Below are 14,411 nucleotides of genomic sequence, written 5' to 3'. Positions count from 1 at the left end.
CAGAGGCGGCAGTCATCCAGTCCTCCATTTGGGGTCGTCGGCGTTGGCGGAAACCTAGGTGTCCGCCACCACACCAGTCCAGGACATTGAGCAAGACTTAGGGTCTCAACTCTGTCACAGGCAGACATCGGTTGCCCGGGAGGTAGCGAAAGTGCGCGTGCTGCTCGTCGAGGACGACGACAGGGTCGCCGAGGCCTTGGTCCCCGCCCTGACCAGACGGGGTTTCCACGTGGACCGGCAGGCCACGGGCCGCGGCACCCTCGACCGCCTGGCGGGCGTCGACGTGGTGCTGCTCGACCTGGGCCTGCCCGACATGGACGGCGTGACGCTGTGCCGTGCCATCAGGGCCGCGTCGGACGTCGCGATCATCGTGGTGTCCGCGCGGGGGGAGATCGACGACCGGATCCTCGGCCTGCACGCCGGGGCCGACGACTACCTCGTCAAGCCTTATGACGTGGGAGAACTCGTCGCGCGGGTGCACGCCGTGCGGCGTCGTCGCGGCGCGGACCCGGTCGGTGTGGGCGCGGTGTCCACGGAGGTGTTCGAGACCGGGGACGTCCGGGTCGACCTGGGGCGTCACGAGGTCACGGTCGCGGGGGAGTCGGTCGCCCTGTCCCGCAAGGAGTTCCAGGTGCTCGCCCTGGTGATGGCCGCGGGTGGCGCGGTGTGCACCCGGGAGCGCATCCTCGCGGAGGTGTGGGGACGCACGTGGTCCGGTGCGAACCGGACGCTCGACGTGCACGTGGCCACGCTGCGGACCAAGCTCGGGAGGCCGTCGTTGCTGGAGACCGTGCGGGGCGTCGGCTACCGGCTGGGGCAGGTGTGATCTCGATTGGGTGATCTTTCGCGTCGGCGTGTCGCGACCGGGCGGGGTGACGGGCTGTGAGGTCGCGACTGCTGGGCGTGGTGCTCGCCCTGATCGTGCTCGTGCTGGTCGGTCTCGGCGTGCCGCTGGGCCGCAACGTGGCGGCGGCCGAGCAGCAGGAGATGTTCCTCGACCGGCTCACCGACACGAGCCGGTTCGCGTCGCTCGCCGCCCGGCCGCTGATCGACGACAAGCCGGACCTGCTGCTGCCGGAGCTGCAGCGCTACGACGAGCTCTACGACATCGGCGTGGCCGTCGTGGCCAGGGACGCGCCGACGGTGCCGCTGGTGGCGTCGCGCAACGACCTCGCGCTCGGCGAGAGCGGCGTGCAGGACCTGGTCAGCAAGGCCCTGGCCGGGCGGCTGCCGGTCGCGCCGCCGGTGCTGCAGCCCTGGGACACCTCACGGCTGGTGCTCGCCGAACCCGTGCTGGTCGACGGTGAGGTGCGTGGCGCGGTGATCACGTTCTCGCCGACCACGAAGACCCGCTTCGAGGTGCTCGCCTGGTGGTCGCTGCTGCTCGCGGCGAGCCTGCTGGTGCTGGCGCTCGCCGTGCTGCTGGCGCTGCCGGTGGTGCGCTGGACGTTGCGGCCGGTGCAGGCGCTCGACGACGCGACGGGCAAGCTCCTCGCCGCCGTGGTGGCGGGCAGGCCGGTGCCGCCGGTGGGCGCGGAGAGCGGGCCGCCGGAACTGCGGCAGCTCAGCCGTTCCTTCGACCAGATGGCCGCGAACGTGAGCGATGTGCTGGCGTCGCAACGGGCTTTCGTCGCCGACGCCTCGCACCAGCTGCGCAACCCGTTGACGGCGCTGAAACTCCGGCTGTCCAACCTGGAGGGTCACGTCGACGCCGAGGCCGAGGTGCACCAGGTCGAGGCGTTGAGCGAGACCGACCGCCTCAACCGCATCCTCGACGAGCTGCTCGCGATGGCGCGCGCCGAGTCGAGTTCGGTGGACCCGGTGCCGGTCGACGTCGACAAGTCCGTGGCGGCACGGCTGTCGGCGTGGCAGTCGGCCGCGGCGGCCAAGGAGGTGCACCTGGTGCTCGACGGGCAGAAGGTGGGCCTCGCGCTCGTCCCGCCGCGCGGGGTCGAGACGATCCTGGACGCGTTGCTGGACAACGCGTTGAAGTTCACCGCCGAGGGCACGCTGATCGTCGTGGACGCGCGCAAGGCCGACGGGGTGATCACGTTGTCCGTCGCCGACCACGGTCCCGGGTTGCATCCCGACGAGCTCGAACGGGCCACCGACCGGTTCTGGCGCAGCCCCGCGCACCAGAACGTGCCCGGCTCCGGGCTGGGGCTCTCGATCGTGCGGCTGGTGGTCGAACGCGTCGACGGGGCCGTGCGGCTGGAGTCGCCGCAGGACGGCGGCCTGAAGGTCGTGGTCGAACTCCCGGCCGTGTAGCGAGCGCCGCCGGTCCCGCCCCACCACGGGGTGGGACCGGCGGCGCCTGGGTCAGCAGGCCGGGGCCACCGGGTCGTTCGAGCCGGTGTCCACGAAACCGTCGCTGATCCACTTGCCGTCCTGCAGCCGGTTCCACAGGTCCGTGCTGCCCCAGACCCCCTCGACGGCACCGCCGCGGCTGGTGCAGGCGATGGACACCACCGCGCCGTCCGCGACCGTCCCCGCGACCGGGTGCTCCAGGCCGGGGCCGGACCGCAGGTTCACCGTGGTGTTCGGGCCCGCGTCGACCGTGCCGGTAGGCGTCGTCGTGCCACCACCGCCGTAGTTCGTGATCCGGCCGCCGACGCCCACCCGCGTGCTGCCGCGCTGCGCGTAACCGCCGTACGCCTGCGAACCCTCGTAGAAGGTCCAGCCGCCGATCGTCATCCCGTTCACGCTGATGTGGGAGTTGCCGCGCAGCAACGAGAAGTGCACGTGCGCCCCGGTGCTCGAACCGCCGCACGGCAGCTCGTTGCCGATGTTGCCGAGGTACGTGCCGGTGCGCACGGCGCTGCCGTCGGCGAGCGTCGTCAGGTTGTACATGTGGTAGTAGGTGGTGCTGTAACCGTTGTCGTGCACGACTTTCACCAGTGCGCTGCGGCCCACGACGCAGCTCTTGTAGACACGGCCGTTGCCCGCGGACAGCACGCGGCCGTCACCGCCGTTGAAGTCGATGGAGCTGAACGGCCGGCTGTTACCGCTGTTGCCGTGCGGGCCGCCGCCCATCCACCACGCCACGTTCACCGGCCACGGCAGGCCGAGACCGGTCGGCGCGAGTGCTTGCGCGCGGTTGCTCTGGTTGGCCGCGAAGGTCCGTTTCTCGCCGTCGCTGAGCACGCCGGAAGGCGCCAGCGCGGCGAGTTCGGCGAACCCGGACGTGCCGTCGAGCTCGACGCGCCACGCGGATCGTTCCTTGCGGGCCAGGAACAACGCCATGTGCGGCGCCCCGTGGTCCTGACCGTGGGCCATCGGGACGGTGGTGCTGCCGAACACCCACGCACCGGACGTGCGGGTCGGCTCGAACAGCGGTTCACGCAACGTCTGCGTGTCCCACTCCCGCTTCAACGCCTCGCCGTGCTGGTGGAGCATGGTGGCGCGGACGGTGGCGGCGAGATCGGGTGGGGCGGCGATCGCCGACGGCGTGACGAGCACCGCGGCGCCGGCCACGAACGCGGAGAACAGCGCGGTGAATCGCCGCGCGGACAACGGACGGGACATGTGCCCTCCAGGGAAGTCAGCACAAGGCAGGGGGTCGGCGGCTTCGGCAGGGGGCCGCCGCGCTGATGACATACCGGTGGACCGGCACGGTCAAGGTCGTCCCCGCAGAGGACCCACCACTGTGGAAGGCCCGCCAAAACTGTGGAGGAATACCCACCTTCTGTCGGGTTTTCGGGCCCGATCGGCCTTCTAAACTGTTTCTTCCACAGTCGAAGGGCACGCCGTGGCGGTTCCTCCCGATGCGGGCGACGAGGTCGACGTGCGGTTGCGCGCCGGTCCGTTCCACGCCGCGCTGCGGGCCGCCATCGAGCACCGCGGCCTCACCCTGGAACGCCTGCGCGACCGCCTCGACCGCCGGGGCATCCACGTCAGCCTGTCCACGCTCAGCTACTGGCGACTGGGCCGCAGCCGTCCCGAACGAGCCGACTCGCTGCGCGCGGTGCAGGCCATCGAGGCCATCCTCGGCCTGCCCAGGCACTCCCTCGAGGCGTTGCTCGGACCGCCGCGCCCGCGTGGCCGCTGGGCGTCGAAGCAGCGGCGCACCCGCGACTTCGGGCAGATGCTGGAACCCGCGCAGTCGCTGGCGGAGACCGTGCAGGCGCTCGTCGGACCGTCCGACGGCGACCTGCGCCTGTGGTCGCAGGACGACGCGGCCGCGGTGGACCGCCACGGCGCGCTCCGCTCGGTCCACACCAGACAGGTGCTGCGCGCGGTCGCGGGCCGGCCCGACCGTTACGTGGCCGTGTACTGCGCGGACGACGGCACGCCGCCGGACGCGTTGGAGGTGGAGGCCGTGCGCGACTGCCGGCTGGGACGCGTGCGGCGGCACTCCCGGGAGCCGGTGATCGCCGCGGAGCTGCTGTTCGACCACAGCCTGCCCGTGGGCCGCACGCACCTGCTGGAGTACCGGTTCACCATCGCCGAGACCGGCGCGCGGTCCCGCGACTACCGCCGCGCGTTCCGGTACCCGGTGGGGACGTACGTGGCGAGCGTGCAGTTCACCGAACCCCGCCTCCCGGTCCGCTGCTACACCCTCGCGCAGCCGGGGGTGGACGCGACCCTGGCGCACGGCGACGAACTCGCGCTCACCCCGGGGCGGGTGCTGCACCTGACGGCGAAGGACGTGCGGCCCGGCGTGCTCGGCATCGGCTGGGACTGGTTCTAGACCCCGGAGATCAGACCTTGGTCTCCCGGTAGTAGCGCATGGCCCCGTTGTGCAGCGGTACCGGCGAAGTCTCGATCGCCGACCGTTGCTCGATCGTGCGGGCGGCCGAGTGCGCCTTCACGAGTTCGGGTTGCCCCTCGAACAGCTGCCGCACCAACGCCTCGGCCACGTCGTCCGGCATCTTCTCGTTGACCAGCAGGAAGTTGCGCACGACGAGGGTGATGACGGGCCCGACCGGGTCGGTCTGGAGGTTGTAGGTGGACGCGGGCAGCGTCGCCGAGCCGTAGACCGGCTTCTCCTTGCGGAACGTCGACAGCACGTCGCTCAGGTCGAGCATCCGCACGCCCAGACCCTTGGTGAGGTCGGTGATCGCCTTGGTGGGCAGGCCGCCGGACCAGAAGAACGCGTCGAGCCTGCCCTCGCGCATCGCCTGCGCCGAGTCGTCGAGGTTGAGGTTCACCGCCTCCGGGGTGACGCCCGCGGACTTGAGCAGCGCGCTCGCGATGATCTCGACGCCGGACTCCCGCCCGCCGATCGACACGCGCTTACCCGAGAGGTCGCGCAGCTTCGTCACCGGCACGTCGGCGCGGACGATGACCTGGAGGTAGTCGTCGTGCATGCGGGCCAGGGCGCGCAGCTTCTCCGAACCGGGGACGCCCTCGAGCGCGTCCGCCTGCGAGAAGCCGACCTGGGCCTGGTCGTTGATCAGCCGGGTGATGTTGTCCTTGGACCCGGCCGTGGCGACGACCTGGGGTTTCACGATGCCGAGGCGGCCGCTCCAGATGTCCGCGAGGCCGTTGCCGAGCGAGTAGTAGACGCCGCCAGGGCTGCCCGTGGCCATCGTGATCTTGACGTCCGCGACCGTGCTGCTACAGCCCGTCACGAGCGTCGCGGCGGTCAGCAGGCTCACGGCGGCATGCATTCGTCCCAGCACCAGCGCATCGTGCCACGGGGGTCGTGCGCGATTGCACCCGACGAAGGTCCTGCCTGGTCAACGTGTGGATGCGCCCGCCTAGGGGCGGTCCGCGCGACTTGGGCGTGTGACCAGGAGTTATGGTTTCGGGCGTGAGTACCGCGCAGGTTCGCAAGAGCTTCCAGATCCGCACGTTCGGGTGTCAGATGAACGTGCACGACTCCGAGCGCCTCGCCGGACTGCTCGAGGACGCGGGTTACGAGCGGGCCGTCGAGGACGAACAGCCCGACGTCGTCGTCTTCAACACCTGCGCGGTCCGCGAGAACGCCGACAACAAGCTGTACGGCACGCTCGGCCACCTCGCCCCGCAGAAGGCGGCGAAGCCCGGCATGCAGATCGCCGTCGGCGGCTGCCTCGCGCAGAAGGACCGCAGCGAGATCGTGCGGCGCGCGCCGTGGGTCGACGTCGTGTTCGGCACGCACAACATCGGGTCGCTGCCGGTGTTGCTGGAACGCGCTCGGCACAACGAGGAGGCGCAGGTCGAGATCCTCGACGCGCTGGAGACGTTCCCGTCGTCGCTGCCGGCCGCGCGCGACTCCGCCTACTCGGGCTGGGTGTCGATCTCGGTGGGCTGCAACAACACCTGCACGTTCTGCATCGTGCCGTCGTTGCGCGGCAAGGAGAAGGACCGCCGTCCGGGCGACGTGCTGGCCGAGGTGCAGACGCTGGTGGACGAGGGCGTGCTGGAGGTGACGCTGCTGGGCCAGAACGTCAACTCCTACGGCGTCGAGTTCGGCGACAGGCTGGCGTTCGGCAAGCTGCTGCGCGCGTGCGGGGAGATCGACGGGCTGGAGCGCGTCCGGTTCACCTCGCCGCACCCCAAGGACTTCACCGACGACGTCATCGCCGCGATGGCCGAGACGCCGAACGTGTGCCACAGCCTGCACATGCCGCTGCAGTCCGGTTCGGACCGGCTGCTCAAGGCGATGCGCCGCTCGTACCGCACCGAGAAGTACCTGGGCATCATCGAGAAGGTCCGCGCCGCGATGCCGGACGCCGCGATCACCACGGACATCATCGTCGGCTTCCCCGGTGAGACCGAGGAGGACTTCCAGGGCACGCTCGACGTCGTGCGCCAGGCGCGGTTCTCGTCGGCGTTCACGTTCCAGTACTCGAAGCGCCCCGGCACGCCCGCCGCCGACCTGCCGGACCAGCTGCCGAAGGCCGTCGTGCAGGAGCGGTTCGACCGGCTCGTGGCGTTGCAGAACGAGATGACGCACCAGCTCAACATCGAGCAGGTCGGCCGCACGGTCGAGGTGCTCGTCGCCACCGGCGAGGGCAAGCGCGACGCCGAGACGCAGCGCATGAGCGGCCGCGCCCGCGACGGACGCCTGGTGCACTTCACGCCCGGTGGTACCGCGCCGCGTCCCGGTGACGTCGTGGAGACCGTCGTGACCTACGCGGCCCCGCACTACCTCGTCGCGGACGGCGAACCGCTGTCGTGGCGCCGCACGAAGGCCGGTGACCGCTCCGAGGCCGGCATCAAGCCCAAGACCGCGGGCGTCGGCCTCGGTCTGCCCTCGTTCGGAGCGCCCGCGCCGCTGCCCGCCGCCGTCTCCGGGTGTGCGGCTCAGTGAGCGATCCACGAGAACAGGACGACTTCTTGCGCAAGGAAATCGACGCCGTCGAACACCAGGCCGCCAAGCGCATCGACCCCGGTACGGGCGCGCTGACGATCTCGATCGCGGTGCTCGCGATCCTGGTGTCGCTGATCCTGCCGTGGGTGGGGGAGCACACCGGGCTCGCGGTGCTGCTCGGCGAGTCGGACCTGTTCCTGCCCCGGCTGTTCTCGTTCCTCGCGCTCGGCGTCGGCGTGGCCGGGTCGGGCATCACCCTGGCCGTGCGCCGCTGGGGCCTCGCGTGGGTGTGCTCGCTCGGCCTGTTCGCGGGCTCGATCATCGGGGTGCTGTCGATCTGGACGCAGCAGACCACGACGAGCAACAAGACCATCGGTCCCGGCCCCGGCGCCGGCCTGATCATCGCGGCGATCGCCACGATCGTCCTGCTGGTGAAGTGGCTGAAGATCGCGGCCTCGCGCCCGCCCCAGCTCGGGGAGACGCAGCGGTCCGACCAGCAGTAGGCCCTGAAACGTCCGAGAGCCCCTCTTCCAGCCGGAAGAGGGGCTCTCAGTCGTTAGAGCCTCTAGCGGGTCGCCAGGGCCTGCTCAGCGGCGGCGAGCCACTCGCGCCACTGGGCGGCCTGCGCCTCGGCCTGCTCGGTGCGGCGCTTGTCGCCCGCGGCACGGGCCTTGGCGGCCTGCGCCTCGAACTGCTCGACGCGCTCGCGGAACTGCGCCACGCGGGCCTCGGCCTCGGGGTCGGACCGGCGCCACTGGGCGTCGACCGCGCCGCGGACCCGCTCCTCGATGGCGCGGAGCTTGCCCTCGAGCTCGCGGATGCGCTCCCTCGGCACCTTGCCGATCGCGTCCCAGCGCTCCTGGATCTTGTAGAGGGCGTTGCGCGCCGCCTCGAGGTCGGTCGACGGGTCGATGCCCTCGGCCTCGGCGAGCAGCTCCTCCTTCAGCTTCGCGTTGGCCGAGAACTCGGCGTCCCGCTCGCTGAACGCCTCGGAGCGCTTCTGGAAGAACGCGTCCTGCGCGGCCCGGAACCGCTGCCACAGGGCGTCGTCGGCCTCCTTGGGCGCACGCCCGGCGGCCTTCCACTCGACCATGAGCTCCTTGTAGCGACCAGCCGTGGGGCCCCAGTCGTCGGAGTCGACGAGCTTCTCGGCCTCTTCGACCAGCGCCTGCTTGGAGGACTTGGCCACCGAGCGCTGGCGGTCGAGGTCCGCGAAGTGGGAGCCGCGACGGCGGTTGAACGCGTCGCGGGCCTTCGAGAACCGGCGCCACAACTGCTCGTCGGTCTTGCGGTCGACGCCGCGGATGGTCTTCCACTCGTCGAGGATCTGGCGCAGCCGGTCGCCCGCGACCTTCCACTGCGTCGACTCGGTGGCGATCGACTCGGCCTCGTCGACGAGCGCCTGCTTGCGCTGCACGGACTGGGCGCGGGCGGCCTCCTTGGCCTCCTTCGCCTTCTCCATGCCGGCCTCGGCCCGCTCCAGCACGTGCTCGACGCGGGCGGCCAGCGCCTTGAGGTCACCGACGACGGCGGCCTCGGCCAGCTGCTCCTTGACGTGCTTCGCGCTGGTCAGGGCGTGCTTGGGGTCGCCGGCGCCGGACGCGAGCCGCGACACGAGCAGCTCGACCTCGGTGCGCAGGTCGTCGAAGCGCCGCGCGAAGTGCGCGAGACCCTCGACCGGCTCCCCGGCCTGCCACGACCCGACAGCGCGTTCGCCGTCCTCGGTCTTCACGTACACGGTGCCGTCGGCGTCCACGCGCCCCCAGCGGTCAGGGTGGTCCGACGCCACGGGGACGGCCGGGGTGCCGGCCGGCGCCGCCGCGGTCTCCTTGGGCGTTTGTTCGACCCCACCCTCGGCTGCACCCTCGACCGGTGCGTTCTCCGCCACGGCCTGCGGTGTGCTGTCCTGCTCCGACATCGCCGGTTCCTCCCGTCTGACGCCCGTGCCTGCCACGGGCGCCCCGCCACCAGGCGGGGCCGATGCGATACGGGCGCTGGAGGGTCTCCCGTCCCCAGTTCCCCGCGCGCATTCAAACAGGTCAGAGCTCGACTCGGTACTGGGAGTCCACGATAGGTAGCCTCGTTCGTTGTGATCACCCGCGCTGCGGTGGTGCCGCACCCGCCTCTTCTGGTGCCAGAACTGGTGTCCGGCGCCGCTTTGGAAACCGAGTCCGTGCGCGCCGCAACCCTTGCGGCAGCAGGGAAACTGCCAGGTCCGTGGATCGCCGTGGCGGTCGGCGACGGAGGGCGCGCGACGTACGCGCCGCCGTTGTCGGGAAGTTTTCTCGGTTATGGGGTCGACGTGCGGGCGTCACTCGGCGGTGACCTGCCCGCGGACGCCACGATTCCGTTGCCGGTGCTCATCACCGCGTGGCTTCGGGAACGCTGCGCGGTCGAGGTGTCACGCGTTGAACTCGTTCCCCGTGACCTGCCCGTTTCCGACTGTGTCTCGTTTGGACGACAACTCGCTGCCGAGGACTGCGGACTGCTGGTCCTCGGTGACGGATCGACACGGCACGGGCCGCGTTCGCCAGGAGCGGACGACGAGCGTTCGGGACCTTTCGACTCCTCGGTGCACGACCTGCTGGCCGCCGCCGATGTGGACGGCCTGCTCGGGCTCGACGTGGAGCTGGCCGCCGAGCTGGGCGCGCAGGGCCGGGCCGCGTGGCAGGTCCTCGCCGGGGTGCCCGGCCCGTGGCGTTGTTCGTCCGCCGAGTTCTTCGCACCGTTCGGCGTGGGCTACCACGTCGCTGTCTGGGAGCGCCCGTGATCACCCCCTCGAAAAAGGTTCCGATCGCCGTTGTCGGCCCTACCGCCACCGGCAAGTCCGACCTCGCCGTTTCGCTCGCCGAACGGTTCGGGGGAGAGGTCGTCAACGCCGACGCCATGCAGCTCTACCGGGGCATGGACATCGGCACGGCCAAGATGCCCGTCGCCGAACGACGCGGGGTGCCGCACCACCTGTTCGACGTCCTGTCGGTCACCGAGACCGCGTCCGTCGCCGCCTACCAGCGCGAGACCAGGGCCGTCGTGGAGTCGCTGCTGGCCGCCGGGCGGGTGCCGGTCCTCGTCGGAGGTTCGGGACTCTACGTCCAGGCCGTGCTGGACGACCTGAAGTTCCCCGGCACCGACGACGCCGTCCGCGAGCGTTTCGAGGCCGAGCTGGCGTCGGTGGGCTCCGAGGCGCTGCACCAGCGGTTGCGGGAGCTCGACCCGGCCGCCGCGATCGCGATCCTGCCGTCCAACGGCCGCCGCATCGTGCGCGCGCTGGAGGTCATCGAGCTGACCGGGCAGCCGTTCTCGGCGAACCTGCCCAAGCCCGGTCCCGCCCGCTACGGCACCGTCCAGATCGGCGTCGACCGCGAGGTGTCCGAACTGGACTCGCGCGTCGACCAGCGGGTGGACGCGATGTTCGCGGCCGGACTGGAGGACGAGGTCCGCGCCCTGGTCCGGATCGGTCTGCGTGAGGGCAGGACGGCCTCCCGCGCGCTCGGCTACCAGCAGGTGCTGTCCGCAATGGACGGAGCCTGCACGATCGACTTCGCCGCCGAGGAGACCAAGCGCGCCACCCGCCGGTTCGTGCGCCGCCAGCGTTCCTGGTTCCGGCGTGACCAGCGCATCACCTGGCTCGACGGTGCTGACCCTGATCTTTTGACCGCCGCCGGTAACCTGGTGCCGTGGAGTTCGTGAAGGGGCACGGCACGGAGAACGACTTCGTCATCCTGCCCGACCTCGATGACCAGCTGGACCTGACCGCCGCGCGCGTGCAGGCGCTGTGCGACCGCCAGCGCGGCCTGGGCGCCGACGGCGTGCTGCGCGTCGTCCGCGTGGACGGCAAGTGGTTCATGGACTACCGCAACGCCGACGGCTCCATCGCCGAGATGTGCGGCAACGGCCTGCGCGTCTTCGCCCGCTACCTGGTCGACGCCGGTCACCAGGAGCAGGGCGAGTTCGTCGTGGGCACGCGCGCGGGCGACCGCACCGTGACGACGCACCCGGACGGCTCCGTCACCAACGACATGGGCCCCGCCCGCGTCACCGGCACCTCCATCGCCGCGGTCGACGGCGCCGGCATCGGCGGGTTCGCCGTCGACGTCGGCAACCCGCACCTCGCCTGCGTCACCGAGACGCCGGTCGAGTCGTTCGACCTGACCGTGCCGCCCGGCTTCGACCCGGTGATGTTCCCGCACGGCGTCAACGTCGAGCTGATCAACGTCATCGGGGACGGCGCGCTGCGCATGCGCGTCTACGAACGCGGCGTCGGCGAGACCCGCTCGTGCGGCACCGGCACCGTCGCGTCCGTCGCCTCGTGGCTCGCGGGCCAGGGCCGCACGACGGGGTCGGCGACCGTCGACGTCCTCGGCGGCCAGGTCTTCGTGACCGTCGAGCCGACGACGTCGACCCTCACCGGACCTGCCGTGCTCGTCGCGCGCGGCGAGCTCGACAAGTCCTGGTGGGACGCCCTCGCATAACTGATGTATCGGCTGCGACACATCAGTTCAGGTCGTAGACCTCGATCTTCCCGAGCCGTTCGGGCTTGACCACCTTCGGGTTCGAGTCGGGCGCGGTCAGGCACACCAGCCGTTCGCCGACGACGGCGACGGCGAACACCGTCTGCGTCGTCTCGACCCGGTGCGTGATCGTGCCGCCCTCGGTCACCCGGAACACCGCGGGCTGCAACGCCGGCGCCACCCACACGCCGTCACCGTCGCCCGCGATCCCGTCCGGCGCGATCCCGAACTCCTTGACGTCGGCCCACGTCCTGCGGCCGCGCAACGACCCGTCGAGGTCGACCGAGAACGCGGTGAGCTTGAACGCGACGGTCTCGGCGACGACGAGGATCTGGCCGCTCTCCGACTCGCCGGCCGGATCGGGCAGCAGCGCCATGCCGTTCGGGAACTTGAGGTCCTCGGCGACGACGCCGACGGAACCGTCGGGCCGCACGAGCGCGAGCGAGGCGCCCAGCGGGTCGAAGTCGGGTTCGAGCAGGCGCGGGATGCCGACCTCGTCGATCAGGCCGTGCAGGTCGAACCCGAAGTTGCCGACGTACGCGCGGCCCTCGCCGTCGACGAGCATGTCGTTGGCGTGGAAGGTCGCGATATCCGATATATCGGCGTGGACGACGAGGTCGTCGCCCTCCAGCCGGCGCACCGTCCGGTCGAGCATCGAGACGACGAGCAGGCGTCCGTCGGGCAGCGAGCCGAGGCCCGAGGGCTGCCCGTCGAAGGCGACGACGACCTCGTCGTCACCCGTCGCGAGGTCGAGGGCGTGCACCTCGCCCGCGTAGAAGTCCGAGTAGTAGAGGCGCCCGTCGGGGCCGCGCCGCGGCCCCTCGCCGAAGTGCAGACCGTCCCGCACAACCTTCGTGTCAGCCATGCGCCTCGACGCTAGCCGTGGTGGGCAGGTCCCGCATAGTCCGCAACGGCGAGAACAGCACCCACAGCATCCCGGCGACGGAACCGACCAGCGACACCCACAGCGTCGGCACGATCCCGATCCACGACCCGAGCCCGCCGCCGAGCAAGGCGCCCAGCGGCGTCGCGCCCCACACGACCCACCGGATCGAGGCGTTCATCCGCCCCAGCAGGTGGTCGGGGCAGATCGCCTGCCGGTAGCTCACCTGGCCGACGTTGTAGACGACGACGCCGAACGCGCTCACCGCGAGTCCGGCCATCGCGAACGCGATGCCCCAGCCGGGCTTGGTGAACGGCATCAGCAACACGAACGGCCAGGTCAGCAGCGGCACGAGCCAGATCAGCCGCGCCTGCCCGAGCAGGACGCCGAGCCGGTGCGCGACCACCGCGCCGAGCACCCCGCCGACGCCGCTCGCGCTGAAGACCAGGCCCGCGGTGCCCTCGCTCAGTCCCGCGACCCGCAGCAGGAACAGCACGCTGACGGCGTTCTGGATGCCGTGGAAGAAGTTCGACGTGCCGGTGCAGGCCACGATCTTGCGCAGGGTGGGGTTGCCGAAGACGAACCTCAGCCCCTCCACGACCTCACGGCGCAGGTGCGGGTCGGGGTGGCGTTCCGGCGCAGGCTCCGCCGCCTTGATCCGGAACAGGAAGAACGCCGAGCTCAGGTAGCCCAGCCCGGTCGCGAGCACGCCGTTCGCGGCGCCGAGGAACTGCGCCACGTACCCGCCGATCGCAGGCCCCGACACGTCGGCCACGGACAGGCTGGCCTGGAGCTTCGAGTTGCCCTCGACGAGTTGCTCGCGACCCACCAGCGACGGCAGGTACGACTGGTAGGCGACGTCGAAGAAGACCGTGCAGACCCCGATCGCGAGGCTCACGACGACCAGCTGCGGCAGGTCGAGCACGCCCATCCACCACGCGACCGGCACGCTCAGCATCAACGCGGCGCGCACGACGTCCATCGCGATCATCAGGGGCTTGCGCCGCATCCGGTCGACCCAGACGCCCGCGGGCAGTCCGATCAGCAGGAACGCCATCGTGCTCGCCGCGGCCAGCAGGCCCATCTCGAAGGGCGTCGCGTGCAGCGCGCCGGCCGCGAGCAGCGGGATGACCGTGATGCCGATGCTCACGCCGAACTGGCTGATCGTGTCTCCGACCCACAGCCGGCGGAAGTCCTGATGCCCCCAAAGCGTCATGGCGGCGAGTCTGCGCTGAGTGATTGGAAACTGTCAATCGCTCGCCTACACTGGAGTCGTGCCACTCTCCGGGAAGCGACGCCCCGCGACGCAGGAGGAAGCCGCCGCGCTGAGCTCTGAGCTGCGGATTCGGATGATCCGCCTGACGTTCGACCGCCCGCTCACGAACAAGGAGCTGGCCGAACGCCTCGGCAAGGACCCGGCCACGACGCTGCACCACGTCCGCAAGCTCGTCGCCGCCGGATTCCTCGAGGCGATGCCGCCGCGCGCGGGCAACCGGGGGGCGAAAGAAATCCCCTACCGGTCGACAGGGCTGTCCTGGCAGCTCGACAACAGCGAAAATGCGGTCGCCGTCGGCGAGGCGATGTTGCACGCTTTCCTCGGCGAGGTTGCCGACATCGGGCTCAGTGACGTGGAGCAGAGCCGCCTGGTCGTCACCGTCGACCCGGAGGAACTAAAGCAGCGGCTCGCGTCGTTGATGGATGAGCTGGCCGCGCAACCGGTCAAGCCGGATGTTCCCCGTGTGGCGATCTACCTCGCGGTGTATCCGGGGGACTGAAC

At 70.9% G+C, this 14,411-nt stretch carries 14 protein-coding genes; 9 read left to right on the top strand and 5 right to left on the bottom strand.

The window, feature by feature from the left end:
* Window positions 1–151 precede the first annotated feature (151 nt).
* Together QSK25_RS39740 and QSK25_RS39735 are read left to right on the top strand one after the other, a co-directional pair.
* Window positions 152–826, top strand: coding sequence for a response regulator transcription factor (locus tag QSK25_RS39740; RefSeq protein WP_266042156.1), 675 nt, complete (start codon window positions 152–154; stop codon window positions 824–826).
* A 56-nt stretch (window positions 827–882) separates the two neighbouring features.
* The gene (locus QSK25_RS39735; RefSeq protein ID WP_285646274.1) at window positions 883–2,268 is read left to right on the top strand and encodes a sensor histidine kinase; all 1,386 of its coding nucleotides are present in this window, start codon (window positions 883–885) and stop codon (window positions 2,266–2,268) included.
* Between the two features lie 51 nt (window positions 2,269–2,319).
* Here the strand turns inward: QSK25_RS39735 and QSK25_RS39730 are convergent, their stop codons facing one another.
* On the bottom strand, window positions 2,320–3,525 hold the full coding sequence (locus QSK25_RS39730; protein WP_285646273.1) for a peptidoglycan DD-metalloendopeptidase family protein: 1,206 nt from the start codon (window positions 3,523–3,525) through the stop codon (window positions 2,320–2,322).
* Between the two features lie 223 nt (window positions 3,526–3,748).
* Between QSK25_RS39730 and QSK25_RS39725 the strand changes: the two genes are divergently transcribed.
* Window positions 3,749–4,690, top strand: coding sequence for a hypothetical protein (locus QSK25_RS39725; RefSeq protein WP_285646272.1), 942 nt, complete (start codon window positions 3,749–3,751; stop codon window positions 4,688–4,690).
* Window positions 4,691–4,700: 10 nt separating this feature from the next.
* Here the strand turns inward: QSK25_RS39725 and QSK25_RS39720 are convergent, their stop codons facing one another.
* A complete protein-coding gene (locus QSK25_RS39720) occupies window positions 4,701–5,624 on the bottom strand; it encodes a TAXI family TRAP transporter solute-binding subunit (RefSeq protein WP_285646271.1) in 924 nt (307 codons plus the stop codon).
* A gap of 131 nt (window positions 5,625–5,755) precedes the next feature.
* On the opposite strand from QSK25_RS39720, the gene miaB reads away from it, so the two are divergent.
* On the top strand, window positions 5,756–7,240 hold the full coding sequence (miaB, locus tag QSK25_RS39715) for a tRNA (N6-isopentenyl adenosine(37)-C2)-methylthiotransferase MiaB (protein ID WP_285646269.1): 1,485 nt from the start codon (window positions 5,756–5,758) through the stop codon (window positions 7,238–7,240).
* A 26-nt stretch (window positions 7,241–7,266) separates the two neighbouring features.
* Window positions 7,267–7,743 (top strand): Rv2732c family membrane protein, encoded by a 477-nt coding sequence (locus tag QSK25_RS39710; RefSeq protein WP_285646267.1) that lies wholly within the window; start codon window positions 7,267–7,269, stop codon window positions 7,741–7,743.
* Between the two features lie 62 nt (window positions 7,744–7,805).
* Here the strand turns inward: QSK25_RS39710 and QSK25_RS39705 are convergent, their stop codons facing one another.
* Window positions 7,806–9,158, bottom strand: coding sequence for a DUF349 domain-containing protein (locus QSK25_RS39705; protein ID WP_285646265.1), 1,353 nt, complete (start codon window positions 9,156–9,158; stop codon window positions 7,806–7,808).
* 171 nt (window positions 9,159–9,329) lie between these two features.
* Here QSK25_RS39705 and QSK25_RS39700 point away from each other — a divergent pair, with 171 nt between their 5' ends.
* The 3 genes from QSK25_RS39700 to dapF are packed head-to-tail and all read left to right on the top strand — an operon-like array spanning window position 9,330 to window position 11,712.
* Window positions 9,330–10,010: a class III extradiol dioxygenase subunit B-like domain-containing protein gene (locus tag QSK25_RS39700; protein ID WP_285646263.1), complete on the top strand. Its 681-nt coding sequence runs from the start codon at window positions 9,330–9,332 to the stop codon at window positions 10,008–10,010.
* Window positions 10,007–10,930, top strand: coding sequence for a tRNA (adenosine(37)-N6)-dimethylallyltransferase MiaA (miaA, locus tag QSK25_RS39695; protein ID WP_285646262.1), 924 nt, complete (start codon window positions 10,007–10,009; stop codon window positions 10,928–10,930). The genes QSK25_RS39700 and miaA overlap by 4 nt, the downstream gene beginning before the upstream one ends.
* Window positions 10,918–11,712 (top strand): diaminopimelate epimerase, encoded by a 795-nt coding sequence (gene dapF, locus QSK25_RS39690; protein WP_285646261.1) that lies wholly within the window; start codon window positions 10,918–10,920, stop codon window positions 11,710–11,712. The genes miaA and dapF overlap by 13 nt, the downstream gene beginning before the upstream one ends.
* A 22-nt stretch (window positions 11,713–11,734) precedes the next feature.
* Here dapF and QSK25_RS39685 read toward each other — a convergent pair whose 3' ends face one another.
* Both QSK25_RS39685 and QSK25_RS39680 read right to left on the bottom strand, forming a co-directional pair.
* Window positions 11,735–12,616: an SMP-30/gluconolactonase/LRE family protein gene (locus QSK25_RS39685; RefSeq protein ID WP_285646259.1), complete on the bottom strand. Its 882-nt coding sequence runs from the start codon at window positions 12,614–12,616 to the stop codon at window positions 11,735–11,737.
* Window positions 12,609–13,850, bottom strand: coding sequence for an MFS transporter (locus tag QSK25_RS39680; RefSeq protein ID WP_285646257.1), 1,242 nt, complete (start codon window positions 13,848–13,850; stop codon window positions 12,609–12,611). Before QSK25_RS39680 ends, QSK25_RS39685 begins: the two co-directional genes overlap by 8 nt.
* Window positions 13,851–13,908: 58 nt before the next feature.
* Between QSK25_RS39680 and QSK25_RS39675 the strand changes: the two genes are divergently transcribed.
* Window positions 13,909–14,409, top strand: a complete 501-nt coding sequence (locus QSK25_RS39675) for an ArsR/SmtB family transcription factor (RefSeq protein WP_285646255.1) — start codon at window positions 13,909–13,911, stop codon at window positions 14,407–14,409.
* Window positions 14,410–14,411 lie beyond the last annotated feature (2 nt).

It is taken from the genome of Lentzea sp. NBRC 102530, from assembly GCF_030269365.1.
Classification (GTDB): Bacteria; Actinomycetota; Actinomycetes; order Mycobacteriales; family Pseudonocardiaceae; genus Lentzea.
This window is presented reverse-complemented; position numbering and strand designations above follow the sequence as displayed.